The sequence below is a fragment of the Stenotrophomonas sp. FW305-3-2-15-E-LB1 genome (assembly GCF_058787375.1).
This window is the reverse complement of the sequence record NZ_JBYSZR010000004.1, coordinates 153,347-180,090: the sequence shown is the minus strand read 5'-3', so window position 1 is coordinate 180,090 and position 26,744 is coordinate 153,347. Positions and strand designations below refer to the sequence as shown.

General features: G+C 68.8%; 21 protein-coding genes and 2 riboswitches. Of the genes, 9 read left to right on the top strand and 12 right to left on the bottom strand.

The window, feature by feature from the left end:
• Positions 1-57 precede the first annotated feature (57 nt).
• The 4 genes from AC3WL7_RS05185 to AC3WL7_RS05170 form a co-directional block, all read right to left on the bottom strand.
• The gene (locus tag AC3WL7_RS05185; protein ID WP_492749574.1) at positions 58-3,123 is read right to left on the bottom strand and encodes an efflux RND transporter permease subunit; all 3,066 of its coding nucleotides are present in this window, start codon (positions 3,121-3,123) and stop codon (positions 58-60) included.
• Positions 3,120-6,197, bottom strand: coding sequence for a multidrug efflux RND transporter permease subunit (locus AC3WL7_RS05180; protein WP_492749573.1), 3,078 nt, complete (start codon positions 6,195-6,197; stop codon positions 3,120-3,122). The genes AC3WL7_RS05185 and AC3WL7_RS05180 overlap by 4 nt, the downstream gene beginning before the upstream one ends.
• Positions 6,194-7,378, bottom strand: coding sequence for an MdtA/MuxA family multidrug efflux RND transporter periplasmic adaptor subunit (locus AC3WL7_RS05175; protein WP_492749572.1), 1,185 nt, complete (start codon positions 7,376-7,378; stop codon positions 6,194-6,196). The genes AC3WL7_RS05180 and AC3WL7_RS05175 overlap by 4 nt, the downstream gene beginning before the upstream one ends.
• 285 nt (positions 7,379-7,663) lie before the next feature.
• A complete protein-coding gene (locus AC3WL7_RS05170; RefSeq protein WP_492749571.1) occupies positions 7,664-8,281 on the bottom strand; it encodes a trimeric intracellular cation channel family protein in 618 nt (205 codons plus the stop codon).
• Positions 8,282-8,363: 82 nt separating this feature from the next.
• Positions 8,364-8,469: riboswitch (glycine riboswitch) on the bottom strand.
• Positions 8,470-8,482: 13 nt separating this feature from the next.
• A riboswitch (glycine riboswitch) is annotated at positions 8,483-8,572 on the bottom strand.
• Between the two features lie 40 nt (positions 8,573-8,612).
• Between AC3WL7_RS05170 and AC3WL7_RS05165 the strand changes: the two genes are divergently transcribed.
• Both AC3WL7_RS05165 and AC3WL7_RS05160 read left to right on the top strand, forming a co-directional pair.
• Positions 8,613-8,888, top strand: coding sequence for a GIY-YIG nuclease family protein (locus AC3WL7_RS05165; RefSeq protein ID WP_079223667.1), 276 nt, complete (start codon positions 8,613-8,615; stop codon positions 8,886-8,888).
• A gap of 75 nt (positions 8,889-8,963) precedes the next feature.
• On the top strand, positions 8,964-9,374 hold the full coding sequence (locus tag AC3WL7_RS05160; protein WP_492749570.1) for a hypothetical protein: 411 nt from the start codon (positions 8,964-8,966) through the stop codon (positions 9,372-9,374).
• A gap of 112 nt (positions 9,375-9,486) precedes the next feature.
• Here the strand turns inward: AC3WL7_RS05160 and AC3WL7_RS05155 are convergent, their stop codons facing one another.
• Positions 9,487-9,807, bottom strand: coding sequence for a DUF2004 domain-containing protein (locus AC3WL7_RS05155; RefSeq protein ID WP_492749569.1), 321 nt, complete (start codon positions 9,805-9,807; stop codon positions 9,487-9,489).
• Positions 9,808-9,865: 58 nt separating this feature from the next.
• Positions 9,866-11,143, bottom strand: coding sequence for an NAD(P)/FAD-dependent oxidoreductase (locus tag AC3WL7_RS05150; protein ID WP_492749568.1), 1,278 nt, complete (start codon positions 11,141-11,143; stop codon positions 9,866-9,868).
• 108 nt (positions 11,144-11,251) lie between these two features.
• Between AC3WL7_RS05150 and AC3WL7_RS05145 the strand changes: the two genes are divergently transcribed.
• Positions 11,252-12,028: an NYN domain-containing protein gene (locus AC3WL7_RS05145; RefSeq protein ID WP_079225393.1), complete on the top strand. Its 777-nt coding sequence runs from the start codon at positions 11,252-11,254 to the stop codon at positions 12,026-12,028.
• Positions 12,029-12,110: 82 nt separating this feature from the next.
• Positions 12,111-12,731 (top strand): glutathione S-transferase family protein, encoded by a 621-nt coding sequence (locus AC3WL7_RS05140; RefSeq protein WP_079223662.1) that lies wholly within the window; start codon positions 12,111-12,113, stop codon positions 12,729-12,731.
• Positions 12,732-12,771: 40 nt separating this feature from the next.
• On the opposite strand, the gene AC3WL7_RS05135 is transcribed toward AC3WL7_RS05140, so the two are convergent.
• Positions 12,772-14,949: a primosomal protein N' gene (locus AC3WL7_RS05135; protein WP_492749567.1), complete on the bottom strand. Its 2,178-nt coding sequence runs from the start codon at positions 14,947-14,949 to the stop codon at positions 12,772-12,774.
• Between the two features lie 414 nt (positions 14,950-15,363).
• Between AC3WL7_RS05135 and AC3WL7_RS05130 the strand changes: the two genes are divergently transcribed.
• The 4 genes from AC3WL7_RS05130 (at position 15,364) to sppA (ending at position 20,510) form a co-directional block, all read left to right on the top strand.
• Positions 15,364-16,362, top strand: a complete 999-nt coding sequence (locus AC3WL7_RS05130) for a hypothetical protein (RefSeq protein ID WP_492749566.1) — start codon at positions 15,364-15,366, stop codon at positions 16,360-16,362.
• Positions 16,355-16,930, top strand: coding sequence for a DUF3106 domain-containing protein (locus AC3WL7_RS05125; RefSeq protein ID WP_079225391.1), 576 nt, complete (start codon positions 16,355-16,357; stop codon positions 16,928-16,930). The genes AC3WL7_RS05130 and AC3WL7_RS05125 overlap by 8 nt, the downstream gene beginning before the upstream one ends.
• A gap of 177 nt (positions 16,931-17,107) precedes the next feature.
• Positions 17,108-18,472: an MATE family efflux transporter gene (locus AC3WL7_RS05120; protein ID WP_492749565.1), complete on the top strand. Its 1,365-nt coding sequence runs from the start codon at positions 17,108-17,110 to the stop codon at positions 18,470-18,472.
• A 115-nt stretch (positions 18,473-18,587) separates the two neighbouring features.
• Positions 18,588-20,510 (top strand): signal peptide peptidase SppA, encoded by a 1,923-nt coding sequence (gene sppA / locus AC3WL7_RS05115; RefSeq protein ID WP_079223658.1) that lies wholly within the window; start codon positions 18,588-18,590, stop codon positions 20,508-20,510.
• 84 nt (positions 20,511-20,594) lie between these two features.
• On the opposite strand, the gene AC3WL7_RS05110 is transcribed toward sppA, so the two are convergent.
• The gene (locus AC3WL7_RS05110) at positions 20,595-20,801 is read right to left on the bottom strand and encodes a hypothetical protein (RefSeq protein ID WP_492749564.1); all 207 of its coding nucleotides are present in this window, start codon (positions 20,799-20,801) and stop codon (positions 20,595-20,597) included.
• A gap of 111 nt (positions 20,802-20,912) precedes the next feature.
• On the opposite strand from AC3WL7_RS05110, the gene AC3WL7_RS05105 reads away from it, so the two are divergent.
• Positions 20,913-21,689: an SDR family oxidoreductase gene (locus AC3WL7_RS05105; protein ID WP_079223656.1), complete on the top strand. Its 777-nt coding sequence runs from the start codon at positions 20,913-20,915 to the stop codon at positions 21,687-21,689.
• Positions 21,690-21,770: 81 nt separating this feature from the next.
• On the opposite strand, the gene AC3WL7_RS05100 is transcribed toward AC3WL7_RS05105, so the two are convergent.
• From AC3WL7_RS05100 to AC3WL7_RS05085, 4 genes are all read right to left on the bottom strand, one after another.
• On the bottom strand, positions 21,771-22,487 hold the full coding sequence (locus AC3WL7_RS05100) for a hypothetical protein (protein WP_492749563.1): 717 nt from the start codon (positions 22,485-22,487) through the stop codon (positions 21,771-21,773).
• Between the two features lie 104 nt (positions 22,488-22,591).
• Positions 22,592-23,299, bottom strand: a complete 708-nt coding sequence (locus AC3WL7_RS05095) for a DUF4124 domain-containing protein (RefSeq protein ID WP_108747460.1) — start codon at positions 23,297-23,299, stop codon at positions 22,592-22,594.
• A gap of 43 nt (positions 23,300-23,342) precedes the next feature.
• The gene (gene tsaC, locus AC3WL7_RS05090) at positions 23,343-23,903 is read right to left on the bottom strand and encodes an L-threonylcarbamoyladenylate synthase type 1 TsaC (protein ID WP_079223653.1); all 561 of its coding nucleotides are present in this window, start codon (positions 23,901-23,903) and stop codon (positions 23,343-23,345) included.
• A gap of 167 nt (positions 23,904-24,070) precedes the next feature.
• Positions 24,071-26,548: a DNA topoisomerase I gene (locus AC3WL7_RS05085; RefSeq protein ID WP_492749562.1), complete on the bottom strand. Its 2,478-nt coding sequence runs from the start codon at positions 26,546-26,548 to the stop codon at positions 24,071-24,073.
• Positions 26,549-26,744: the final 196 nt, after the last annotated feature.

Sequence of the window (26,744 nt, the reverse complement as noted above, 5' to 3'; positions counted from 1 at the left end):
TTTCTGTAGTCGATCCATGCTCGACTGACGCAGAACGCAGTCGAGCATGGCTCGACTCTACGTGGCCTTCCTTTTCCGCACCCTCGCCAACGCCAGATACATCGCCGGCGTCGTGTACAACGTCAGCCACTGGCTGACCAGCAGGCCGCCCACGATCGCGATGCCCAGCGGCTGCCGCAGCTCCCAGCCCTCGCCATTGGCGAGCATCAGCGGCAGCGTGCCGAGCAGCGCCGCCAGTGAAGTCATCAGGATCGGCCGCAGGCGAAGCCGGGCCGCATCCATCACCGCGTCGTGCGCGCTCAGGCCACGGCGTTCGCCGGCCAGGGCGAAATCCACCAGCAGGATGGTGTTCTTCATCACCACGCCCACCAGCAGGAACAAGCCGAGCAGGGCGATCAGGTTCAGTTCGTTGCCGAACACCCACAGTGCCAGCAGCGCGCCGATGCCGGCCGAGGGCAGGGTGGACAGGATCACCAGCGGCTGCAGGAAGCTCTCGTACAGGATGCCCAGCACCAGGTAGACCGCCAGCGTGGCGCCCAGCACCAGCCACAGCTGGCGCGCGCGCAGGCTGTCCAGGCCACCGGCTTCGCCGGACAGCTTGGCCTGCACGGTGCGCGGCAGCATCAGCTTTGCCATGGCGGTGTTGATGGCCTGCGTGGCCTGCTCCAGGCCGACACCCGGCGCCAATGCGAATTCGATCCAGATCGAGGCGAACTGTTCGCTGTGGTAGATGCGGTCCGGCGCCATGCCATAGCGCCAGCTGGCGATGGTCGACAGCGGAATGCGCTGGCCCGTGCCATCCACCACCTGCAGGCGCGCCAGCGTGCCCGGGTCCTGGGTGTGCCTGGGGTCCAGTTCCATCACCACGCGGTACTGGTTGAGGCTGTCGTAGAGCGTGGCGACCTGGCGCTGGCTGAAGGAGTTGTTGAGCATGCTGGCCACCGTGCGCAGATCCACGCCATGGCGCGCGGCGGCTTCGCGGTCGATGTCCAGCACCACCTGGCGCATGCCGGCCTCGCCCTGCGCTTCCACGTCCACCAGCTCGGGCAGGGCGCGCAGCGCGGCGCCGACCTTCGGGGCCCACTCGCGCAGCGGCGCCATGTCCGCCGACAGCAGCTGGAATTCGTACTGGCCGCTGCTGCCGCCCCCTTCCAGGCGGATGTCCTGGTCCACCCACAGGTACAGGTTGCCGCCGGGCAGCTTGGGCAGGCGCGCGCGCAGGCGGTCGATCACTTCCTGGCTGGACACCTTGCGCTCGGCCAGCGGCTTCATCTTGATCATGATGAAGGCGTTGTTGACGCCGTTGCTGCCACCGATATAGCCGATGATGTCCTCGATGGCCGGGTCGGACAGCAGCAGTTTGCGGTAGGCATCGATCTTCGGCTGCATGGCCTGGAACGAGAGCCCGTCGTCGCCGCGCGCGAAGCCGCGCAGCTGCGCGGTGTCCTGCTTGGGCACCACGCCCTTGGGCACCTGCTGGAATAGCCAGGCGTTGAGCGCGATGACCGCCACGAAGACCAGCAGCGGCCAGCGCAGGTGGCGCAGGCTGGCCTGCAGCGTGCGCTGGTAGGCCGCACGCACGCGCTCGAACAGCGCGTTGCTGCCACGCTGCCAGCGCGAGGCATGCTGCGCGTCATCGACGAACAGGCGCGCACACAGCATCGGCACCAGGCTCAGCGCAACCACCACCGATACGCTCATCGCCGCCACCAGGGTCAGCGAGAATTCGCGGAACAGGCGCTCGACGAAGTCATCCAGGAACAGGATGGAGACGAACACCACGGCCAGCGCGACATTCATCGAAAGCAGCGTGGCGCCCACTTCGGCTGCGCCACGCACCGCGGCCTGCCAGCGGTCGGCGCCAAGTTCGCGGTGGCGCGCGATGTTTTCCAGCACCACGATGGCATCGTCCACCACCAACACGGCGGCCACGATCAAGGCCATCAGCGAAAGCGTGTTGAGCGAAAAGCCCATCAACGCGACCAGCGCCAGCGTGCCGAACAGCACCACCGGAATGGCCACGCTGGGCACCAGTGCCGCCCGCCAGTGGCCCAGGAAGGCCAGCACCACCAGCACCACCAGGGCGATGGCCAGCACCAGGGTCAGCTCGGCTTCGTGCAGGGTGGCGCGGATGACCGGCGAGCGGTCCATGACCAGGCGCATGTCGACGTTGGACGGCAGCAGCGCGTGCAGCTGCGGCAGCTGCGCCTGGATGGCATCGACGGTGGCGATGATGTTCGCGCCGGGCTGGCGGCTGACGATCAGCAGCACCGCCGGGCGTTCGTTGTGGAAGCCGCTGGCATAGCGGTCTTCCACCCCATCGGCCACCACCGCTACATCGCCGAGGCGCAGCGTGCGGTCGTCGCTCACCTTCACTGCCAGCGCGCGATACTGCGCGGCCTGGCGCAGCTGCAGCGGTGCCTCCAGCTGCCAGTGCTGGCGGTCATCGCCCACTGCACCCAGCGGCCGCACTGCGTTGGCGCGTTCGATCACCTGGGCCACGTCTTCCAGGGCCAGGCCGGCATGGTTGAGCGCATTCGGGTCCAGCGACACGCGTACCGCCGGCAGCGCGCTGCCGCCCACCTGCACTTCGCCCACGCCCGGCACCTGCGAAAGCTTCTGCGCCAGTACGGTGGAGGCCAGGTCGTACAGCTGGCCCGGCGGCAGCGTGTCCGAGGTCAGTGCCAGCGCCAGGATCGGCGCCTGCGAGGGATTCACCTTGCGATACTGTGGCATGCCCGGCATGCCACTGGGCAGCTGCCCGCGTGCGAGGTTGATCGCCGCCTGCACTTCGCGCGCGGCTTCGTCGATGTCGCGGCCGAGCACGAAATTCAGCTCCACCGAGGTCTGCCCCTGGGTGCTGGCCGAATCGATGCGCGAGATGCCGGGCAGGCTGCCGAGGGCGCGTTCCAGCGGCGTGGCCACGGTGGCGGCCATCGATTCGGGCGAGGCGCCGGGCAGGCTGGCGCTCACTTCGATGGCCGGGTAATCCACCTGCGGCAGCGGTGCCACCGGCAGCAGCCGCAGTGCCAGCAGGCCGGCCAGGACCAGCGCCACTGCCAGCAGGATCGTCGCCACCGGTCGCTGCACGCAGGCCTGGGCCAGGCGTGCGATGGGGCTCATGCGCGCGCCTCTTCAGGCGTGGCAAGGGTGGCCGAGCGCCGGCGCTGCAGGCGGTCGAAGGCCAGGTAGATGACCGGCGTGGTGAACAGGGTCAGCACCTGGCTGACCAGCAGGCCGCCGACCATCACCCAGCCCAGCGGCTGCCGCAGTTCCGCGCCGGAACCACTGGCCAGCATCAGCGGCACCGCGCCGAACAGTGCAGCCAGCGTGGTCATCAGGATGGGACGGAAGCGCAGCAGGGCCGCCTGGTGGATCGCCTCGCGTGGCGTCATGCCACGCGTGCGCTGCGCGTCCAGCGCGAAGTCGATCATCATGATCGCGTTCTTCTTCACCAGGCCGATGAGCAGCACGATGCCGATCACGGCGATCAGGTCCAGGCTGCGCCCGCTCACCCACAGTGCCGCCAGCGCGCCCACGGTGGCCGATGGCAGCGTGGACAGGATGGTGATCGGGTGCACGAAGCTTTCATAGAGCACGCCCAGCACGATGTACATCACCACCACCGCGGCCAGGATCAGCCACAGCGTGGACGACAGCGAACTGCTGAACGCCGCCGCCGCGCCCTGCAGGCGCAGTTCGACGCTGTCGGGCAACGCAATCTGCGCGCGCGCCGCTTCCACGGCCGCGGTGGCTTCGCCCAGTGATGCGCCCGGTGCCAGGTTGAACGAGATCGTGGCCGCCGGGAACTGGCCGACATGGTTGCGCAGCAGCGCGGCCGGCCCCAGTTCCACCCGCGCCACCGCGCCCAGCGGCACGGTCTGCCCGGTGCTGTTGCGCACGCGCAGGCCGCTGATGGCATCGGGCCCGGGCTGGCGTGACGGATCGGCTTCCAGCACCACGCGGTACTGGCTGGCCTGGGTGAAGATGGTGGAAATCTGCCGCTGCCCGTAGGCGTCGTACAGTGCGTCGGCCACTGCTTCCACGCTGACGCCCAGCCGCGCGGCCGCATCGCGGTCGATGTTCACCCGTGCCTGCCGGCCCTGCATCTGCAGGTCGCTGGCCACATCGCGCAGAGCCGGGTGCTGGCGCAGGGCCTGCAGCAGCTTCGGCGTCCACGTTTCCAGCGTCTGCTGTTCCGGCGTGGTGAGGGTGAACTGGTACTGGTTGCGGCTGATGCGGTCTTCGATGCCCAGCTCCTGCACCGGCTGCAGGTACAGGGTGATGCCGGGGATGTTCGACACGCGCTGCTGCAGGCGCTCCATCACCACGGCGGCGCCGTCGCGGTCGCCATGCGGCTTCAGCTCGATCAGCAGGCGGCCGGTGTTGAGCGTGGCGTTGTTGCCGTCCACGCCGATGTAGGACGACACGCTGGCCACCGCCTCGTCCGCTTCGATGGCCGCCGCCAGCGCCTGCTGGCGCTCGCGCATGGCCTGGAACGAGATGGCCTGCGGTGCTTCGCTGATGCCCTGCACCAGGCCGGCATCCTGCACCGGGAAGAAGCCCTTGGGCACGGCGAAGTACAGCGCCACGGTCAGCGCCAGCGTAGCGACGGTGGCCAGCAGCATCAGCGGCTGGCGCTGCAGCACCCACTGCAGCTGGCGGCCGTAGACGGCGATGATGCTGTCGAACACATCCGGCGCGTGCGCGGTCTTCGCATGCGGCTTGAGGAACCGCGCGCACAGCATCGGCGTCAGGGTGAGCGACACCAGCAGCGAGATGCCGATGGCCACCGCCAATGTCACCGCGAACTCATGGAACAGCGCGCCCACCAGGTCGGCCATGAACAGCAGCGGGATCAGCACCGCGATCAGCGACACGGTAAGCGAGACCAGGGTGAAGCCGATCTCGGCCGCACCCTTCAGCGCGGCTTCGCGTGGGCTTTCGCCTTCTTCCAGATGGCGGGCGATGTTCTCCAGCATCACGATGGCATCGTCCACGACGAAGCCGGTGGCGATGGTCAGCGCCATCAGCGTGAGGTTGTTGAGCGAATAGCCGGCCAGCAGCATCACCGCGAACGTGCCGATGAGCGACAGCGGCACCGCGACGCTGGGAATGAGCGTGGTCGGCAGGTTGCGCAGGAACACCCAGGTGACCAGCACCACCAGGCCGATGGCCAGCACCAGTTCCTTCTGCACGCCGCGCACGGAGGCGCGGATCGATTCGGTGCGGTCGCTCAGCACGTTCATCTGCACGCCGGCCGGCAGCGTGGCCTGCAGCTGCGGCAGCAGCGTGCGCACCTGTTCGACCACGGCGATCACGTTCGCGCCGGGCTGGCGCTGGATGTTCACCAGCACCGCCGGCGTGGTGCCGCTCCAGGCGGCCAGCTGGCGGTTCTCGGCGCCATCGGTGATGGTGGCCACGTCGCCCAGCCGCAGCGGCGCGCCTTCGCGCCAGGCCAGCACCAGCGCGCGGTACTCCTCCACGCTGCGCATCTGGTCATTGGCATCGAGCATCACCGCGCGGATCGGGCCATCGAAACTGCCCTTGGGCAGGTTGACGTTGGCCGCCGCGATCGCGGTGCGGATGTGGTCCATGCCCAGGCCGTTGGCAGCCAGTGCAGCCGGATTCACCTGGATGCGCACAGCGGGGCGCTGGCCACCGGCCAGGCTGACCAGGCCGACGCCGGGCAGCTGCGCCAGGCGCTGCGCGATGCGGGTATCCACCAGGTCGTGCACCTGCGGCAGCGCAAGCGCCTGCGAGGTCACCGCCAGGGTGAGGATGGGCGTGTCGGCCGGGTTGACCTTGCGGTACACCGGCGGCACCGGCAGATCGCCGGGCAGGAAGCTGCCGGCCGCATTGATCGCCGCCTGCACGTCCTGCTCGGCCACGCCCAGCGACACCTCCAGGCCGAACTGCAGGGTGATGACCGAGGCACCCCCGGAGCTGGTGGAGGACAGCTGCTTCAGGCCGGGAATCTGGCCGAGCTGGCGTTCCAGTGGCGCGGTGATCGTGCGCGTGGTCAGTTCCGGGCTGGCGCCCGGGTACAGCGTGGTGATCTGGATGATCGGGTAATCGACCTGCGGCAGCGCCGCCACCGGCAGCAGGCGGTAGGCCAGCACGCCCGACAGCAGCAGCGCCACCATCAGCAGGGTGGTGGCGACCGGGCGCAGGATGAACGGGCGCGACAGGTTCATGCGCCGGCCTTGGCCGCCTTCGCCGTGGCAGCGGGTTCGGCCACGATTTCCACCGCGGTGCCATCTTCCAGGCCGTCGATGCCTTCAATCACCACCTGGTCGCCGGCCTGCAGGCCGGAGCGCACGGCCACTCGGCCCTCATCGGCCGGCCCCAGCACCACGGTGCGGCGCTGCGCCTTGTTGTCCTTGTCGACGATGTGCACGTAGTTGCCCTGGCTGCCGAACTGCACGGCCGCATCGGGAATCAGCAGCGCCGGATGTTCGCCCAGCTGCAGGCGCACGTTGACGAACTGGTTGGGGAACAGCGCCAGGCCGGCATTGTCGAACTGCGCGCGCAGCTTCAGCGTGCCGGTCGCGGTGTCGATGCGGTTGTCGACGCTGGACAGCGTGCCCTGTGCAAGCGCCTTGCTTTCGCCGCGGTCCCAGGCTTCCACTGGCAGGCCGGCCTGTGCCTGCACGGCATCGAGCAGGGCCGGCAGTTCGGGTTCGGGCACGGTGAACAGCACGCTGATCGGCGCGGTCTGCGCCAGGGTCACCAGGCCTTCGGTATCGCTGGCGTGCACCAGGTTGCCGACATCCAGCCGGCGCAGGCCGACGCGGCCACTGACCGGCGCAGTGATGCGGGTGTACTGCAGCTGCAGCCTTGCCTCATCCACCGAGGCCTGGTCGCTGATGCGGCGGCCCTGCAGCTGCCGCACCTTGCTCTGCTGGTCGCTCAGTTCCTGCCCGGATACGTAGTTCTGTTTCTGCAGTTCGCGGTAGCGCTGCAGCTGGCGTTCGGCATTCTCGAGTTCCGCAAGATTCTGCTGCTGGGTGCCCTGCGCCTGCGCCAGCTTCACTTCATACGGGCGTGGGTCGATCTGTGCGAGCAGGTCGCCGGCGTTCACCTGCTGGCCTTCCTGGAAGTGCAGGCGCAGCAGTTCGCCATCCACGCGGCTGCGCACCACCACGCTGTGCAGCGGGGTGACCGTGCCGACGGCCTTCAGGCGCAGCTGCAGCGGTTCGGCGCTGGCACGGGCCACGCGCACCGGCACCGTCTTGCCCGGGCCTGCGGCCACGGTCGCTTCGGTGCGCGGCCACGCCCACCAGGCCACCAGGCCGGCGACGATGACGGCGGCGGCGATCACCCACGCGCGGCGGGAACGGGGCGGGGTGCTACGGGACGGCTCAACAGCGGACATGGGGCATCCTGCGCCCTGCGCACGCGCAGGGACATGTACGCCCGGTCGCGCATCATGCGCAGCGGGCAACGGGGGAGGGGAGTGTCTGGCGGGACCGCGACGCGGTGTGGCTGGATGCCGCCGCGCGAGCGACGGGGCGTCAATGGTAGCCAATCAGCCAGACGATTGCCGCATGACCAAGGTCATGCAACGCAATCGGTAGTGCCGGCCGCTGGCCGGCAACCTGCTGGAATCTGCGGGCGTGTGCAGTGTTGCCGGCCAGCGGCCGGCACTACCGTCAAATACTCAATGCACTTCGTCGTGATACACGAACTTGGGCATTTCCCAGCGGTAATGGATCGCCAGCAGGCGCAGCGCGAAGCCACCGGCCAGGCAGCACAGGATGGCCGTCGCATCGGCCACGCCCCAGCGCAGCAGCAGCAGGTACACCGCGCCGGTCAGCAGCGAAATGATCGCGTACAGCTCCTTCTGGAAGATCAGCGGCACCTCGTTGCAGAGGATGTCGCGCAGCACGCCGCCGAAGGCACCGGTGAGCATGCCGGCGATCAGCACGATGGGCATCGCATGGCCGGCCTCGCGCGCGATCGAGCAGCCGATCAGGGTGAAGGCGATCAGGCCCAGGCCATCGAGCACGAGGAAGGTGCGGCGGAAATGGTGCATCCAGCGCGCCACCCAGGTGGCAATCAGCGCCGCGCACACGGTGAAGCCAAGGTACTCGGGGTGCTTCACCCAGCCCAGCGGGTAGTGGCCGAGCAGGATGTCGCGCAGCGAACCGCCGCCAAGGGCGGTGACGCAGGCGATCATGACCACGCCGAACAGGTCCATGCGGCGGTGGCCGGCGGACAGCGCGCCGGTCATGGCTTCGGCGGAAATGGCAACGAGATAGATGATGGACAGCAGCATGGGACAGGATCCGTGCGCGGTGGGGCCGACCATGCGTGTATACCGCCACTGCCTGCGCGATGACGGGATGACGATGACCGGTGCCGCTCCCGCTGTCCTTTTGCCTGAGAGTTCAGCGGCACAGGCCGCGTGCCCCTTCGGCGGATCGTTCCGGGCGTGCCCGGTGACCTCTCTCCAGCTCGGCGAGTCGAATGCATGGTTGGTGGGTTTCCAGCCCACCGGCCTGAGCGATCATGGGAGCCTGCGCCTTCGGCGGGCGCCAGCGTGGCGCCTCTCTCCTGCATTCGGGCGCCAGTATATCCGCTGCAGTGCAGCACGGCATAATCCGGGCATGGCCCCGTCCCTTCGCCCGTGGTTCCTGTACCTGCTTGAATGCCGGGACGGCAGCTATTACGCCGGCATCAGCACCGATGTGGAGGCGCGTTTCGCCGCCCACCAGGCCGGCAAGGGCGCGCGCTACACCCGGGCCCGGCCGCCGCTGCGCGTGTTGGCCGTGCGTGAGTACCCGGACCGTGCGGCCGCCTCCCGCGCCGAGTGGCAGCTCAAGCAGCAGCCGCGCGAACGCAAGCTGGCCTGGCTGCAGGCCCCGGCCGAGGCCGTCCCGTAGATCCACGCCATGCGTGGATGGGGCACATCCGGCCATGCCATGATCGCCACATCCATCGACACAGGAAGCGGTTCGATGAAACCCCGCTGGATGCTGCTGTTGACCCTCGGTACCGCCCTGCCGGCGTGCGCCCAGACCCCCCCACCGCTGCAGCACGGGCAGATCGGCAGCGCCGCAGCGCTGGCCGCGCAGCGTGGCCCGGCGACGCCCGAGCCCATCCACCTGCGCCGCGACCGGGTGCCGCCTGATCTGGTCGACCTGATTCCGCTGGCCGAAAAATGGGGCATCGGCGATGACCTGCTGCGCGAGGAGATGCAGGCGCGTGCGACCGTAGCGGAGAAACAGGCAATGGGCGATGCGTTGAAGGATCGCCATGCGCGCATCACCGCCTGGCTCGACAGTTTCCCGCAGGGCCAGCCGATGTCCGACGAAGCCGCCGCGTTCATGTACATGCAGATGGGCGCCGATGAAATGGGCCTGATGTAGATCCACGCCATGCGTGGATGACGCCCTCCGGCCCATGCCATGATGGAGCCGAGCATGGGCTCGGCTCTACACCCTCATTTGTACATGGCGTGCGTGGATCTCGTCGCCGTGTTCAGCTCTCCATGGAAACGCCAAGCACTTCGCCGTCCTCATCGAGTTCGACACTCAGCACATACTGCGAGACGTCGCCCGGCAGCTCGAAATCGACGTGCACTGAACCCTCGTCTTCCCACGGCTCGCGCGGCTGCAGCAGGCCCAGCACCGCGCCGGCCGCCGGCGTGGCCGTGCCCAGTTGCGCGTTCCAGTAATCGGCTTCGATCTCGTCCAGATGATGCTGGACGAACAGGTCGACGCTGTCTTCGCCTTCTTCGGTGCCCAGCAACTGTTCAAGGGCGATGCGGGCGCGCTTCTGCTGTGCGGTGGGGGTGGTCATGGCATTCCTTGAGTCGTGATTGGGAGGCGGGGTTCAATCATCCACGCATGGCGTGGATCTACCTCGGCCGTCGGTCTTCCTGGTCATCACCAAAAATGATGCGCGCGCTGCGCTGGTAGCTCCAGTACGCCACCGCCCAGTTCAGCAGCACCACCACGCGGTTGCGGAAGCCGATGAGGAAGAACACGTGCGCGGCCAGCCAGAACCACCAGGCGAGGATGCCCGACAGCTGCAGCTTGCCCAGATGCACGATGGCGGCCATGCGGCCGATGGTGGCCAGGTTGCCGTAGTCGGCGTACTTGAACGGCCCCGGTGCCGGCTTGCCATGCAGGCGCGCGCGGATGGCATCGGCCACGTACTTGCCCATCTGCTTGGCGGCGGGCGCCACGCCGGGCACCGGCTTCCCGTTGGCCTGGTTCACCGCGGCCAGGTCGCCGGCCACGAACAGTTCGGGGTGGCCGGGCAGGGTCAGGTCAGGCTGCACCAGCACGCGGCCGGCGCGGTCCAGCGGCACGTCCAGCGTGCGCGCCAGCGGCGAAGCGGCCACGCCTGCGGCCCAGACCACGGTGCGTGCGGGCACGAACTGCTCGCCCAGCGTGAAGCCCTGGCTGTCGATGTCACTCACCGGTGTGCCGGTCAGCACTTCCACGCCCAGCTTTTCCAGCTGCCGGCGGGCCTTCAGCGAAAGCACCTCGGGGAAGGAGGACAGCACCCGCGGGCCGGCCTCGACCAGGCGCACCTTGGCGCTGGCCGGGTCGATGTGGCGGAATTCATTGCGCAGGGTGTGGCGGGCGATCTCGGCCAGGGTGCCGGCCAGTTCGACGCCGGTAGGGCCGCCGCCGACCACCGCGAAACTCAGCCAGGCGGCCTTCTTCGCCGGGTCCGGTTCGGCCTCGGCACGTTCGAAGGCCAGCAGCAGCTTGCGGCGCAGGGCGATGGCATCGTCCAGGGTCTTCAGGCCCGGCGCGTCGGCCGCCCACTGGTCGTTGCCGAAGTAGGCGTGGGTGGCGCCGGTGGCCAGCAGCAGGCTGTCGTAGCCCAGGGTGCTGCCGTCGGCCAGCTTCACCTCGCGGGCGGCCTTGTCGATGGCGACGACCTCGCCCAGGCGCACTTCCACGTTGCGCTGGTGGCCGAGGATATGCCGCAGCGGCGCGGCGATATCGGGGGCGGACAGGCCAGCGGTGGCGACCTGGTACAGCAGGGGTTGGAACAGGTGGTGGTTGCGGCGGTCGAGCAGGGTGATCCTGATCTTCTCGCGGGCCAGGGCCCGGGTGGCCCAGAGGCCCGCAAAACCGCCGCCGATGATGACCAGGTGGGGGACTGGTTCGCGGCGCATCGACGTACTCCAGAGGGGGATGGATGTCGCCCTGCATCATCGCACGTCACATGGCCGGCAGTGGCCATGGGCGATACTCCGCTCAGCCTGCAGCCCACCGAGGAAATCATGTCCGAACCGGAAAAGCGCATCGCCCTGTTGATCGACGCCGACAATGCGCCGGCATCGAAGATCGACGAAGTCCTGGCCGAGGTGGCCCGCTACGGCGTGGCCAACGTGCGCCGCGCCTATGGCAACTGGAAAAGCCCGCGCCTGAAGGGCTGGGAATCGGTGCTGCACGAGTACGCCATCCGCCCGATCCAGCAGTTTGCCTACAGCAAGGGCAAGAACGCCTCTGACATGGCCATGGTCATCGATGCGATGGACCTGCTGTACGCGCGCAATCTTGATGGCTTCGCCATCGTGTCCAGCGATGCCGACTTCACCCCGATGGTGATGCGCCTGCTCACCGACGGCGTGAAGGTGTATGGCTTCGGCGAGAAGAAGACGCCCGAGCCGTTCGTCAACGCCTGCTCCAAGTTCACTTACCTGGAAGCGCTGGGCCAGACCCATGCCAGTGTTCCCGATGCCGAGGCCGGCGCAGAGCAGGCGCCCAGCGGGCAGGTGGCCAGCGACGAGGTGCGCCCGCGCAAGAACAGCGCGGAACTGCGCAACGACACGCGCCTGGTGAAGATGCTGCGGCGTGCGGTGTCGGCCGCCGAGGGCGAGGATGGCTGGTCGCACCTGGGTCCGGTCGGCAGCCAGATCGGCAACCAGGCCTCGTTCGACCCGCGCAACTATGGCTACGGCAAGCTGAGCGACCTGCTGGCGGCCATCGGCCTGTTCGAGCTGAAGAAGGACGGCAAATCGTCCTACGTGCGCGCGCTGCCGAAGAAGAACCGGTGATGCCACGCGCATCGCGTTTGATGGGCGTATCGTAGCGGCTCCGCGCCACCGTGGCGCACCGCTGCAGGCAAGGAAAACCGCAATGTTGAAGATCTGGGGCCGCCGTAATTCCAGCAACGTCCGCAAGGTGCTGTGGTGCGCCGAGGAAATCGGCCTGCCGTATGAATCCATCGAAGTGGGCGGCAGCCATGGCGGCACGCAGTCGGCCGAATACGTGGCGATGAACCCCAACAGCCTGGTGCCGGTGATCGAAGACCACGGCCTGCCGCTGTGGGAATCGAACACGATCGTGCGCTACCTGAGCGCGCGCTATTCGCTGGGCACGCTGTACGCCGAAGACGCGATGGAGCGCGCGCAGGCCGAGAAGTGGATGGACTGGAGCACCTCGCGGATGGCCGCGCTGTACTCCGAACTGATCTGGGGCATCATGCGCACCGCGCCGGCCGACCGTGATGAAGCACGCATCAGCGCCGCCATCGTGCGCGCCGGTGATTACCTGGCGATGGCCGATGCGACCCTGGCCAACCAGCCGTGGCTGTCGGGCGAGAAGTTCGCGATGGGCGACATTCCGCTGGGTTCGTTGATCTACGCCTGGTACGAACTGCCGATCCAGCGCCCGGAGCTGCCGCACCTGGCCGACTGGTATGCCCGCCTGCGCGAGCGCCCGGCGTACCAGCGTGGCGTGATGTCGCCGCTGACCTGAGAGGTAGCGCCGGGCCCTGCCCGGCGGATGTGGCGGACCCTCAATACAGGTCCGTCGGATCCACATCCAGCGACCAGCGCACCTTGCGTGCCTCCGGCAGCGCATACAGCTGCGGCACCAGCTGCGCCAGCACGCCGTGCAGCGGTGGCCGCTGCAGGGCCGACAGCAGCAGCTGCGTGCGCTGGTAACCGGCGCGGCGCGGCATCGGCGCCGGCATCGGCCCATAGGCTTCCACCACGTTCTGTTCGCCCAGCAGCTGCCGCGCCGCCAGCAGGAACGCATTGGCATGCTCCACCTGCTGGGCTTCGGCACGCATCAGTGCCAGGTGCGCGAAGGGCGGGAAGCCTGCGGCCTGGCGCTGGTTCAACTCGGCCTGCGCGAACGGGTGGTAGCCACCGCTCACCAGGGTTTCCAGCAACGGGTGTCCCGGGTGATGGGTCTGCAGCCAGACTTCGCCGGGGTCGCGCGCGCGACCGGCACGGCCGGCCACCTGGATCAACTGCTGGGCCAGCTTCTCGCTGGCGCGGAAGTCGGCCGAGAACAAGCCTTCGTCGATGCCCACCACCACCACCAGGGTCAGCTTGGGCAGGTCGTGGCCCTTGGCCAGGATCTGCGTGCCGACCAGGATGCCGGGCTGGTCGCCCAGCTTCGCCAACTGCTGTTCCAGGGCATCGCGGCGCGAGGTGGTGCCGCGGTCGATGCGCACCACCGGGTAATCGGCGAAGGCGCTGACCAGGTGCTCTTCCAGGCGTTCGGTACCGATGCCCTGCGGCTGCAGCGCGAGGCTGCCACAGGCCGGGCAGGCCAGCGGCGCCGGCTGCCGCGCACCGCAGTGGTGGCATTGCAGGCGACGGCCGCCGCCGTGCACGGTCATCGGCGCATCGCACCGCTGGCAGGGCGCGGTCCAGCCGCAGTCATGGCACAGCAGCACCGGTGCATAGCCGCGGCGGTTCTTGAACACCAGCACCTGCTGGCCGCGCTGCAGGTGTTCGCCGATACCGGCCAGCACGTCGGCAGAGAGGCCATCGTGGAGCGGCCGCTTGCGCACATCGAGGATGCGCACGCGCGGTGGCCGTGCATCACCGGCGCGCTGCTTCAGGCGCAGGTGCGTGTAGCGGCCGGCATAGGCGTTGTGCAGGGTTTCCAGCGACGGCGTGGCGCTGCCCAGCAGCACCGGGATGCCCAGCGCCTTGGCCCGCACCAGGGCGAAATCGCGGGCGTGGTAGCGGATGCCGTCCTGCTGCTTGTAGCTGCCGTCGTGTTCCTCGTCGACGATCAGCAGGCCGGCCTGCGGCAGCGGAGTGAATACCGCCGAACGGGTGCCGACGATCACCCGTGCCTCGCCACGCGAGGCGGCGGCCCAGACGCGGGCGCGCTCGTTGTCGTTCAAGCCCGAATGCAGCGCATGCACCGCGATGCCGAGGCGGCCGCGGAAGCGCGCCAGGGTCTGCGGGGTCAGGCCGATTTCCGGCACCAGCACCAGCGCCTGCTTCCCCTGCGCCAGGCAGTGGATGATGGCCTGCAGGTAGACCTCGGTCTTGCCGCTGCCGGTCACCCCGTCCAGCAGGAAGGCGTGGAAGCCCTCGGCGGCGGTGATCGCGGCCACGGCCTCGGCCTGCTCCGGGTTCAGGGTGGGGCCGGGCAGTGGCTGCGCATGCTGCGGCGCCACGCTCAGGGCCACGCGCTCGGCCAGTTCGCGCTTGGCCAGGCTGCGCGCGGCGGTGCGCCAGTCGTCCATGCGCGCGCCCAGCACGTCTTCATCGACCACGGCCTCGCCCAGCAGTTCGGCCAGTTGCCGCGGGCGGGTGCCGGCGCGCAGCTTTTCGCGCTGGGCCTGGCCGGCGGCGGTCAGCTGCCAGCCCCAGTGATGGGTGTCGGGCAGGGCCTCGCCGTGCCGCAGCGGGCCGGGCAGGGCGGTGTTCACCACTTCGCCCAAGGGGGAATGGGTGTAGCGGGCCAGCCACTGCAGGCTCTGCCACAGCTCGCCCTGCAGCAGCGGCTGCGGGTCGCACCAGGCCAGTGCCTGGCGCAGGCCCTGGCCGTCGTCCACCTGGCCGTGCCCGGCCACCGTCCCCACCAGCTCGCGGTTGCCGAACGGCACCTTCAGGCGGCAGCCGACCGGCACGGCCGGGCCCGGGCCTTCCGGTGGCAGGTAGTCGAACAGGCGCGGCAGCGGGACGGGCAGGGCGACCTGCAGGGTCGGGATGGGGGTGAGCATCGGGGCAGTGTAACGGGCAGGGCGGGGACCGATGGCAGAGGCGATGGCGTCGCCCGCGCCTGCCGGTGAATCATAAATGTCACCTAAATATCGGTGGCTATTAGAGATTCAGTCTTATCCACATCTTCTGTGGATAACGTTGTGCGTTACCGGTCGGCGGGCGCGCGTGAGGCCGATGGCGACGGCTTTACACTCGGGTTGGTCAAAAAATAGCCATACTAAAAACAGTATGAAAATCAATGAGTTGATTGTGAAACATTGCTGAAACAAGGTGAATCTGCGGCTTCACGACGAATCGGCAGGGGACCGCATTGATGCTGTGCACAACCTGCAGCACGAAGTGCCCGTGGGCGCAAGTCCTGCCGGCCGCCGACGGGCTGCCGCTATCATGCCGTCAGACCTTTGGAGTAACCGATGACGGCTGTGCCCGCCCCTGTTTCCTCGACCGCGGCCGGCGCGCTGTCGGCGTTCCTGCGTGGCGTCGAGCGCCGCGCGCTGGTGGTTGCCGAGCTGCAGTGCGGTGACCCCGCCCGCGCCGAGCAGACCCTGGTCGCGGTGATGCGCGCCTTCTCCGCCGTGGCCAGTGACCTGCCGATGGCGCAGTGGCCGCCCCGCTTCTGGACCCTGCTGGGCCAGCGCCAGGCCCTGCGCGAGCCGGCCGGCGGGCAATGGCCGCCATCGCTGGCTGCGCTGGGCGACATGCCGCCGCTGCCGCGCCTGGCCCTGCTGCTGCGGGTCGGTGGCAGCCTGGATGAAGGCATCGCCACCCGCGTGCTGGACATCGATGAGGATGGCTACCAGCAGCTGCTGGCCGCCGCCTGCCCGCGTGATGCCCACGGCCAGCCTGACGCCGCCGCCTGGCGCGGCCTGGCCGAGCAGGTGCAGCTGCGCATCCGCGATCTGCCGGCCAAGCGCCTGCAGCAGCTGCAGCAGCCTGCGGCACCGGCTGCGAACAACCAGGCCCCCACCGCCAGCTGGCGCACGCCGGAGCGCGACGAGCGCGCCACGCCCAAGCGCCGCCGCCCCAACAGCGGTGCGCCGCGCTGGCGCGGCCCGGTCATCCTGCTGGCGACGGTGGCGGTGCTGCTGGCGGCCGCTCTGGGCTGGCGGTACTTGCAGCATCACGCGACGGCCAGCGATGCACCGCTGCCGGAAGGCGTGGTCGCCGAGTCCGGTCCGGTCACCGTTGAATCCCTGCCAGCCAGCGAGGTGCAGCCGACCGCTGCCGCCGATGGCCACGCGGCCGAGGACGCCGCCATGCTGGCCGACCGCGACTACCCGCTGGCCGCCGATGCCGACCTGTATGCGTGGAGCGCCGCGGGCGGCCCGCTGCCGGTGGATGAATCCGAACCCAAACCGACCCGCCCCGAGCCGGTCGGTGCCGCGCTGGAAACCGCTGCTGCCGATGAATAAATTCCTGTTCGCCAGCGTGCTGCTGGCCCTGCCGTTGTCGCTGGCTGCCGCGCCGCCCTCGCTGGAGGTTCCGCTGCCGCCCGCACCAGCGGGCGCAACGCCGGCATCGATGGCCGATACGCGTTCGCCTGCCGCCTTTGCCCAGCTCAGCCCGGAGCAGCAGCGCCAGCGTCGTGCCGATTACGCCTCGTGGAAAGCACTGCCGGAGGGCGAGCGCGAACGCATCCGCCAAGCGGCCGCCCGCTTTGCCGCGCTGCCGGCCGAACAGCAGCAGCGCCTGCGCGAGCAGTTCCAGGCCCAGGACCAGACCTTCCGCGATGGCTGGCGGCTGGGGCCACAGCTGGGCATGCAGTTCCCCAAGCTGCACGGCCTGTTCGGCCTGGTGCCGCCGGAGCAGCGCGAGGCGGCGTTGGCCGCGCTGCGGCAGCTCAGCCCCGCGCAGTTGACGCAACTGACGCTGGTGGCCCAGCGCACCCCGCCGCAGGAACGCGACGCCGTGCGCAGCGCCTTCCTCGCCGTGCCGGCGGCCGAGCGCGACGCCTGGCTGAAGCGCCAGGCAGGCCAGTAGCGTCGACCGTTGGTCGACTATCGCGCAACACGCGCGTGTTGCCGTGATCCACGTGAAGAGCAGTCGACCAACGGTCGACGCTACCCAGCGGGCGGCACCGTTTGCCCGTAAAATGACCGGCCGCAACCCGGTGCCTGTGCCCTTCGCGCGCAACCGTAGTTGGCGTCCTGTACTCCCATGTCTACTGCAACCTCCACGCCGCGCTTCCGCAAGGAAGTCGGCGCGACCGGTCTGCTCGCCCTGCCTTTGGTGCTGGGCCATGTATCCACCGGTCTGATCTCCTTCGTCGACAACGTCATTGCCGGCCACCACGCCACCGCCACCCTGGCTGCGGTGACCATCGGTACCGCGCTGCTGTGGCTGCCGATGCTGATCCCGATCGGCACGCTCATCTCGCTCACCGCCTCGGTGTCGCAGCTGCACGGCGCCGGCCGCGAGCGCGAGATCGGCCCGCTGTTCCGCCAGGCGCTGTGGCTGGCGCTGGGCCTGGGCCTGATCATGTTCACCTTCCTCACCGTGGTGCCGCCGCTGCTGCCGGCCTTCGGCATCGCCCCGGACATCGTGCCGGGCGCAACCGCATTCCTGCACGCGGTGCGCTGGGGTGGCCCGGCGCTGACCCTGTACTTCTGCATGCGCTATCTCAGCGAGGGCATGCACTGGACGCTGCCGACCATGCTGCTCGGCTTCGGCGGCCTGCTGGTGCTGGCGCCGATGGGCTACGTGCTGGCCAACGGCAAGTTCGGCTTCCCGGAAATGGGCGCCGAAGGCCTGGGCATCGCCTCGGCGGTGATGATGTGGCTGCAGGCCATCGCCTTCGGCACCTACCTGTGGTTCACCAAGCGCTTCGCCCACCTGCAGCTGTTCTCGCACTTCGAGGGCCCGCGCCCGGCGGCGATCTGGGACCTGCTGCGCACCGGCCTGCCGATCGGCATCACCGTGCTGATGGAGGGCGGCCTGTTCATCGTCACCGCGCTGCTGATCGGCCGCCTCGGTGCCAACGAGGCCGCCGCGCACCAGATCGCGATCAACGTCGCGCAGCTGTGCTTCATGATCCCGATGGGCGTGGCCGAGGCCACCACCGTGCGCGTGGGCCATGCGGTCGGCCGTGGCGATGGCTTCGGCGTGCGCCGCGCGGCGTGGGCCGGCTACGCGATCATCATGGCCACGCAGACGCTGTCGGCGGCGGTGCTGCTGTTCGGCCACGATGCCATTGTGGGCGTCTACACCAACGACCTGGCCGTGGCCGGCCTGGCGTCGACCCTGCTGCTGTACGCGGCCACCTTCCAGTTCCCCGATGGCATCCAGGTGTTGTCGGCCGGCGCGCTGCGCGGGCTGAAGGACACGCGCGTGCCGATGTTCATCGCCATGTTCGCGTACTGGGGCCTGGGCATGCCGCTCGGTGCCGGGCTCGGCCTGGGCCTGGGCATGGGGCCGCAGGGCATGTGGATCGGCCTGATCGTCGGCCTGACCGCCGCCGCCATCCTGATGGGCTGGCGCCTGCGCCGCAGCAGCCTGCGCATCGGCCAGTCTGCGCTGGAATGATCGTCGCGCCCGTCACCACACCCCGTGACGGGCGAACCCCTGACTTGTGTCCGATGCCGCCTCACACGGCACCGGCTATGCTGTTACCACGGCAAGAAGCCATCCGGAGCGCTCCATGAACCAACCCGTGCCCCCGCTGCCCCCGGCGCATCGCAACCCCGTCGCCAGTTTCTTCATCGGGCTGTGGGACGTGATGAATTTCACCCGCAGGCTGATCCTCAACCTGGTGTTCTTCGGCCTGCTGCTGTTGGTGGTGGTGATGTTCATCGTCGCTGCGGGCATGGGTGCCGGTGCCAGCAAATCGCTGCAGGACCGCACCACGCTGGTGATTGCGCCTGAAGGCAAGCTGGTCGAGCAGTTCAGCGCCGACCCGGTCAGCCGCGCGCTGGCCAAGGCCGTCGGCGACAACGGCGCCGAGGAAGTGCAGCTGCGCGACCTGCTGCGGGTGATCGAGTCGGCCAAGAACGACAAGAAGATCGAGCGCGTCGTGCTGGAGCTGGACAAGCTGCAGCCGTCCGGCTTCGCCTCGCTGCGTGAAGTGGCCGGTGCGCTGCAGGACCTGCGTGCCTCGGGCAAGCAGATCGTTGCCTTCAGCCAGAGCATGGGCCAGTCTCAGTACCTGCTGGCCGCGCAGGCCGACGAGGTCTACCTGGACCCGATGGGCTCGGTCGTGCTCGAGGGCCTGGGCCGCTACCGCCAGTACTTCCGCACCGGCCTGCAGGACAAGCTGGGCGTGGACGTGCACCTGTTCAAGGTGGGTGAGTACAAGTCCGCCGCCGAACCGTACGTGCTGGATGCGGCCTCGCCGGCGTCCAAGGAAGCCGACCTGTTCTGGATGAACGACGTGTGGCAGCGCTACCTGGGCGACATCGCCAAGGCGCGCCGTCTGGATCCGGCGCAGCTGGCCGCGGGCATCGATACCCTGCCCGAGGGCGTGGCCGCTGCCGGTGGCGACCTGGCCAAGTTCGCCCTGCAGCAGAAGCTGGTGACCGCGCTGAAGACCCGCGAGGAATTCGAGGATCTGATGATCGAGCGCGGCGTGGCCGATGAAGACGCCGACGGCGGCTTCCGCAACATCGACTTCGCGTCCTACATGGGCCAGCTCGATGCGCGCCGCAACCCGGTGGACAACCGTCCGCAGGTGGCCGTGGTGGTGGCATCCGGTGAGATCAGCGGTGGCGACCTGCCGGCCGGCCGCATCGGTGGCGACTCGACCTCGGCGCTGCTGCGCGCCGCGCGCGACGACGACCAGGTCAAGGCCGTGGTCCTGCGCGTGGATTCGCCGGGCGGTGAAGTGTTCGCGTCCGAGCAGATCCGCCGCGAAGTGGTGGCCCTGCAGGCTGCCGGCAAGCCGGTGGTGGTGTCGATGGGCGACCTGGCCGCATCCGGTGGTTACTGGATCAGCATGAACGCCGATCGCATCTATGCCGATCCGTCGACCATCACCGGTTCGATCGGCATCTTCGGCATGATCCCCAACTTCAGCCGCGCGCTGGACAAGTTCGGCGTGCACACCGATGGCGTGGGCACGACCCGCTTCGCCGGTGCCTTCGATGTCACCCGCCCGATGGACCCGGCCGTGGGCCAGGTCATCCAGTCGGTGATCAACAAGGGCTATGCCGACTTTACCGGCCGCGTGGCCGAGGCCCGCAAGAAGCCGGTCGAGGCCATCGACGAAGTGGCCCGTGGCCGCGTCTGGAGCGGCGCGCAGGCCAAGGAACGCGGCCTGGTCGATGCCTTCGGCGGCATGAAGGACGCGGTGGCCGACGCCGCCAGCCGTGCCAAGCTGGGCAATGAAGACAAGTACCGCGTGCGCTACGTCGAGAAGCCCGCCACCCCGTTCGCGCAGTTCATCAGTGGTTTCGCCGGCAGCCATGCCGGTGCCTGGATGCTGGCCGATTCGGGCATGGCGCGGATGATGCTGGCGCGCACGATGCCGGAAGTGGATACCCAGCTGCGCTTCGTCGAGAACGCCGCGCGCGAGAAGGGCAACGGTGCACCGGTGAAGGCACTGGCGTACTGCTTCTGCGGGTTCTGACCGGCGATTGCCGCCAATGAAAACGCCCGGCTTCGGCCGGGCGTTTTTTTTCTGGTAGCGCCGGGCCATGCCCGGCGGATTCTGCTACTGCGTTGCCTCAGCCTCGGCCTTGCGCTCGCGTTCGGCAGCGTCGTCCACGGTCTTCTGCACGCCGTTGGCGCGGTCCAGCGGCTGGTTGATGGCCTTGGCCAGCGCCTGCGGCTCCGGCGGCTTCTCGGGGTTGGGCGGGGCCGGCCGCTGGCAACCGGCCAGCAGTGCGACCGACAGGCAGGCGGGTATCAGCAGACGCATGGTGGTGCTCCGGGGCGGGTGATGCAGGCAGTGTCGCACTGTCGTCACCTGCCGTCCGTGACGCGTATCCTTGCGGCATCGAAATACAGCGGGCGCGGCCCCGGAGGACTCATGACCCAGCAACGGTGGCGCCTGGATGGGCAGACGGCCCTGATCACCGGCGCCAGCGCCGGCATCGGCCTGGCGATCGCGCATGAACTGGCCAGCTTCGGCGCTGATCTGATGATCGTCGGCCGTGACATCGACATGCTGGAGACCGCGCGCGACGAACTGCTCGACGTGTATCCGCAGATGCAGGTGCACGCGCTGGCCGCCGATGTTTCCGATGACGAAGACCGCCGGCAGATCCTGGACTGGGTGGAAGACCACAGCGATGGCCTGCACATCCTGGTCAACAACGCCGGCGGCAACGTCACCAAGGCAGCGACCGAGTACTCCGAGGACGAATGGCGCCAGATCTTCGAGACCAACCTGTTCTCGGCGTTCGAGCTGTCGCGCTATGCGCACCCGCTGCTGGCGCGGCATGCGTCCTCGGCCATCGTCAATGTCGGCAGCGTTTCAGGCCTGACCCATGTGCGCAGTGGCGTGGTGTACGGCATGACCAAGGCCGCCATGCACCAGATGACCCGCAACCTGGCCGTGGAATGGGCCGAGGATGGCATCCGCGTGAACGCGGTGGCGCCGTGGTACATCCGCACCCGGCGCACGTCCGGCCCGCTGTCCGATGCCGATTACTACGAAGAAGTGATCAACCGCACGCCGATGCGCCGCATTGGTGAGCCGGAGGAAGTGGCCGCAGCAGTGGGCTTCCTGTGCCTGCCCGCATCGAGCTACGTCACCGGCGAGTGCATCGCGGTGGACGGTGGCTTCCTGCGTTACGGGTTCTGACCCTTTCGCCGGGCATGGCCCGGCGCTACCGGCGATGGTGCGGCGCCGGACGGGTAGCGCCGGGCCATGCCCGGCGGACACTCAATCCGGTACCCGGCAATCACTCGCGGCCAGCACGGCCTGCAGCCGTTCGCGCTCGGCGCGTGCGTCATCGCGGTTGTCCGCCGAGGCAAAGCGCTCGCGGCCGCGTGCAGTGCGGAAGCGCTGCTGCCAGCTGCCACAGCGCTGCGCCTCGGCCACTTCGGTGCAGCGGTCGCGGACCACCTCGCAGCTGGCGGCATTGACCGGGGTGGCACCGCCCAGGCCGCTGACGTTCATCAGCTCGCAGCGACCCGGTGAGGCTTCGTATTCGTGCAGGTACTGCCCGCCCTGCGAATCCAGGCACTGGAAGATGGGCGGCAGCGGCAGCTTGGGCAGCGCCGTGTCATCGACCGTCGCATCGCCGGGGCGTGGCAGCAGGGCGCTGTCGAGGATGGCATCGCCGCCTTCGCGTTCGACCATGTAGGCCTCGCTGATGATGCGTTCCTGGCCTGCGCGCGGGGGGGCGGCGGTGGTTGCCGGCGCCGGGGCGGCTGCTGGCAGCGCGGCTGCGGCCGGCGCAGCCGGTTCGGGGGCTGGCGGCGGTGCGGGTTGTGCGGACCCGGGCAGCTTCACGATCGACTGTTTCATGCCGGCCGCGCACGGCACGCGCTGCACGACAGGCACGTCGCTGCTGCCGGTGCAGCGGTAGATCACCATTTCGTCAGCTGCCGCAGCGCCGGGCAGCAGGCACAACGCCAGCCAGATCAGTTTTTTCATGGCAGCAGCCTACAACAGCGGCCACTGCCCCGTAGATGCCAACCTTGGTTGGCATGGGCAAACCAGGGTGCCCACCAAGGTGGGCATCTACCAAAGCGCAGTGCTCAGCCGCCGCTGCAGTCCTGCGACAGGCGCGCGTCGATGCCGCGCTGCTCGGTGCTGATGGCGGTGCGCTCGCTCTGCAGCGCGCTGTTGTAGCGGCGGTCCAGCTCCCAGCGGCGGTCGCGCAGACGCGAGCAGACCTCGCGTGCCGGCAACTGGGTGCAGGCGTCGCGCACCAGCACGTTGCCGCCGGGCACGTTCACCCCATAGCCGAGCGGAGGCCGGTGCACCGGAATACCTGCACCGCCGGGCGGCGGCCCGATGCCGATCGCGCCACCCCCCGGGCCTGGGCCCGGCGGCCGCGGGCGTTGCCCGCCATAGGGGCCCGACGGGTACCAGACCGTGGTCCATACCGGCACCCAGCGCGGATTGCCCTCGTTGTTGTCGCTGGTATAGCGGCTGCCGTCGTCGCGCACGCATTCGTACATCGGCTGCGGCGGCTGTATGTAGACGTGGCGCACTTCGCGCACGCCCATGTCCGGCGTCGCCGCTGGCGCCGGCGGCGGAACATCGGTGCTGGCGGTACGCGGCGGCGGGTCGCGCGGCCGCTGCAGGTCGCGCACTTCCTGGCGGCCACTGCTGCAGGGCTTGTCCTGCAGGGCGACGGCGCCATTGCTGCCGACGCAGCGGTAGACCCGCACGTCATCGGCGGCGAGGGCCGCCAATGGCATCGACAGTGCCAGGCACAGGGCAGGGCGCAGCAGCTTCATGGCTGCAGCCTGCACGCATTGCCGTGGCGGCGCAATCGGTGCATCAGGAGCGCAGGATGCTGCCGCTGAGCGCGTCGCGGATGGGCGTCGGCTGGGCCAGGCCACCGGTCTGGCCATCGAGGAGGCCGTCCAGCAGCCGCAGCAGGCGCGGGTCCAGTTCTTCGCGGCTGCGCGCGGGCGGCTCACCGGCCAGGTTGGCACTGGTGGACACCAGCGGCCCGCCCCAGGCGCGGCACAGCGCCGACACCAGCGGGTGGGCACTGATGCGCACGGCAATGCCGCTGTGTTCACCGGTCACCCAGTGGCGCGCGCGGGGGCCGGCGGGCAGGATCCAGGTGTTGGCGCCGGGCCAGCTGGCCAGCACCGCGCGCTGCCGCGCATCGGGCAGGGCCTCCAGGCGGACCCAGCCTTCCAGCTGCGGCAGGTCGGCGGCGACCAGGATCATGCCCTTCTCGACCGGGCGCTGCTTCAGGCGCAGCACCATGTGCACCGCCGCCTCATGCGCGGGGTCGCATCCCAGGCCCCAGACGGCTTCGGTCGGGTAGGCGATCACGCCTCCCGTGCGCAGCGTGGCCACAGCAGTATCGAGGGTGAGTTCTTTCATGGGGGATGGCCGGCCCGACGTGGGGCTCCATTATCCCCCTGCGGCGTGCAGAACGGGTGGTGGGTGGTGGGTGCGGACCGTTGGTCCGCACATGCCGGCCAAGTGTGACCGTGGGTGCGGACCGTTGGTCCGCACATTCCGGCAGATCATCCACGCATGGCGTGGATCTACTTCGCGGCCTTGTTGACGGCTTTCTTTGCCGCCTTCTTGGCGGGAGCCTTCTTCGCTGCAGCCTTCTTCGCCGGGGCCTTCTTGGCCGCCGCCTTCTTCGGCGCGGCTTCCTTCTTCACTGCCGCCTTCTTGGCCGGTGCCTTCTTGGCAGCGGCCTTCTTGGCGCCGAAGCCCTTGCGCACCGGCTTGCCGGTTTCTTCCATCAGCTGCTGCACTTCAGCCAGGGTCAGCGAGGCCGGCTCACGATCCTTGGGGATCTTGCCGTTCATCTTGCCGTCGCTGATGTACGGGCCGAAACGGCCGTTCAGCACCTGGATGTCGCTGCCTTCGAATTCCTTGATGATCCGGTTGCGCGCGATCTCTTCCTTCTCCTCGACCAGGAACACCGCACGGGCCAGGTCGATGGTGTAGGGGTCGTCTTCCTTCTTCAGCGAGGCGTAGGTGCTGCCGCGCTTGGCGAACGGGCCGAAACGGCCGATGCCGACGCTGACCGGCTCACCGTTGTCCTCGCCCAGCGCGCGCGGCATCAGGAACAGTTCCAGCGCGTCTTCCAGGGAGATGGTGTGCATCGACTGGCCGGGGCGCAGCGAAGCGAACTTCGGCTTCTCCTCGGCGTCCTCGGCGGTGCTGCCGATGGCCGCGTACGGCCCGAAACGGCCCAGGCGCACGCTGACCGGCTTGCCGGTCTTGGGGTCGGTACCCAGTTCACGGGCACCGCTGGCCTCGGCGCGGTCGACCGATTCCTTCTTGTCTTCCACCAGCTCCTTGAACGGTTCCCAGAAGCGGGCCATCAACGGGATCCACTCTTCCTCGCCGCGCGAGACGGCATCGAGCTCGTCCTCGAGCTTGGCGGTGAAGTCGTAGTCCACGTACCGGGTGAAGTGGCTGGACAGGAACTTGGACACCGCACGGCCGACGTCGGACGGGCGGAAGCTGCGGCCTTCCATTTCCACGTACTTGCGGAACAGCAGGGTCTGGATGATCGAGGCGTAGGTCGAGGGACGGCCGATGCCGTACTCTTCCAGCGCCTTCACCAGCGCCGCTTCGGTGAAGCGCGGCGGCGGCTGGGTGAAATGCTGGTCGGCCACGATGCGTTCCAGCGGAATGCGGTCGCCCGGCTTCATCGCCGGCAGCTTGCGGCCTTCGTCCTCGTCCTCGGCGCTCTTGTTGTCCTTGCCTTCCTCGTACACGGCCAGGAAGCCGGGCACGACCACGGTGGTGCCGCTGGCGCGGAACACGTGTTCGCTGCCGGCGGACAGGTCGACGCTGACGGTGTTGAGGGTGGCCGGGATCATCTGGCAGGCCACCGCGCGCTTCCAGATCAGCTCGTACAGGCGGCGCTCGTCGTCGGTGAGGAAGCGGGCGACCTGGGCAGGGGTCCGCAGGGCCGAAGTCGGGCGCACGGCTTCGTGCGCTTCCTGGGCGTTCTTGGACTTGGTCTGGTAGGTGTTGGGCTGGTCCGGCAGCGAGGCGATGCCGTAGTCACGGGCGATCACGTCGCGGATCTCGGCCAGTGCGTCCTGCGACAGGTTCACCGAGTCGGTACGCATGTACGAGATCAGGCCGACCGTGCCTTCGTCGCCGATGTTGACGCCTTCGTACAGCTTCTGCGCCACCTGCATGGTCTTGCGGGTGGTGAAGCCGAGCTTGCGCGAGGCTTCCTGCTGCAGGGTGGACGTGGTGAACGGCGGCGCCGGACGGCGCTTGCGCTCCTTGCTGGCCACGTCGGTGACGTGCAGCGAGCCCTGCGCCGCCTGCTGGATGCGCAGGCGGGCCGCCTCGGCGGTGTCGCCGTCGGTGACGGTGAACTGCTCGAACTTCTGCCCGTCCAGCTTGATCAGCTTGGCATTGAAGTGCTGGCTGGGGTGCGCGCACTCGGCGCCGATGGACCAGTATTCGCGGGCGATGAAGGCTTCGATCTCCTCCTCGCGCTCGACGATCATGCGCAGCGCCGGGCTCTGCACGCGGCCGGCGGACAGGCCGCGCTGCACCTTGCGCCACAGCACCGGCGACAGGTTGAAGCCGACCAGGTAGTCCAGCGCGCGGCGCGCCTGCTGGGCGTCCACCAGGTCGCTGGCGATGGCCCGCGGCTGGTTGATGGCTTCCTTGATGGCGCGCGGGGTGATCTCGGTGAAGACCACGCGCTGCATCGGCTTGTCCTTGACCAGCCCGCGTTCCTTCAGGATCTCGGCGATATGCCAGCTGATCGCTTCACCCTCGCGATCCGGGTCGGTCGCCAGCAGGATGTCGTCGGCGCCCTTGGCGGCCTTGGCGATGGCATCGACGTGCTTCTCGTTCTTGTCGATGACGTCGTAATGCATGGCGAACCCGTTGTCCGGGTCGACCGCGCCTTCCTTCGGGATCAGGTCGCGCACATGCCCATACGAGGCCAGGACGGTGTAATCCTTGCCGAGGTATTTGTTGATCGTCTTGGCCTTGGCCGGCGATTCGACGATGAGCAGGTGCTTGGGCATGTCGGGAAAGGTCTGTGGGCGGACCGGGGGAAGGGGCCGCTAGGGTGGAGCAAACGGCCGCATTAGTGAAGCGGCCACGGGCAAATCCATAAACTGAACGCCCGGTAATGTGCCGGGCGTTCAGGTTTCCTTATTAGAGGAATCACGCCCGAGCCACCCGTGTCAAGCGGCCCGGTGTGAGGAGAAGCGTGGCGGG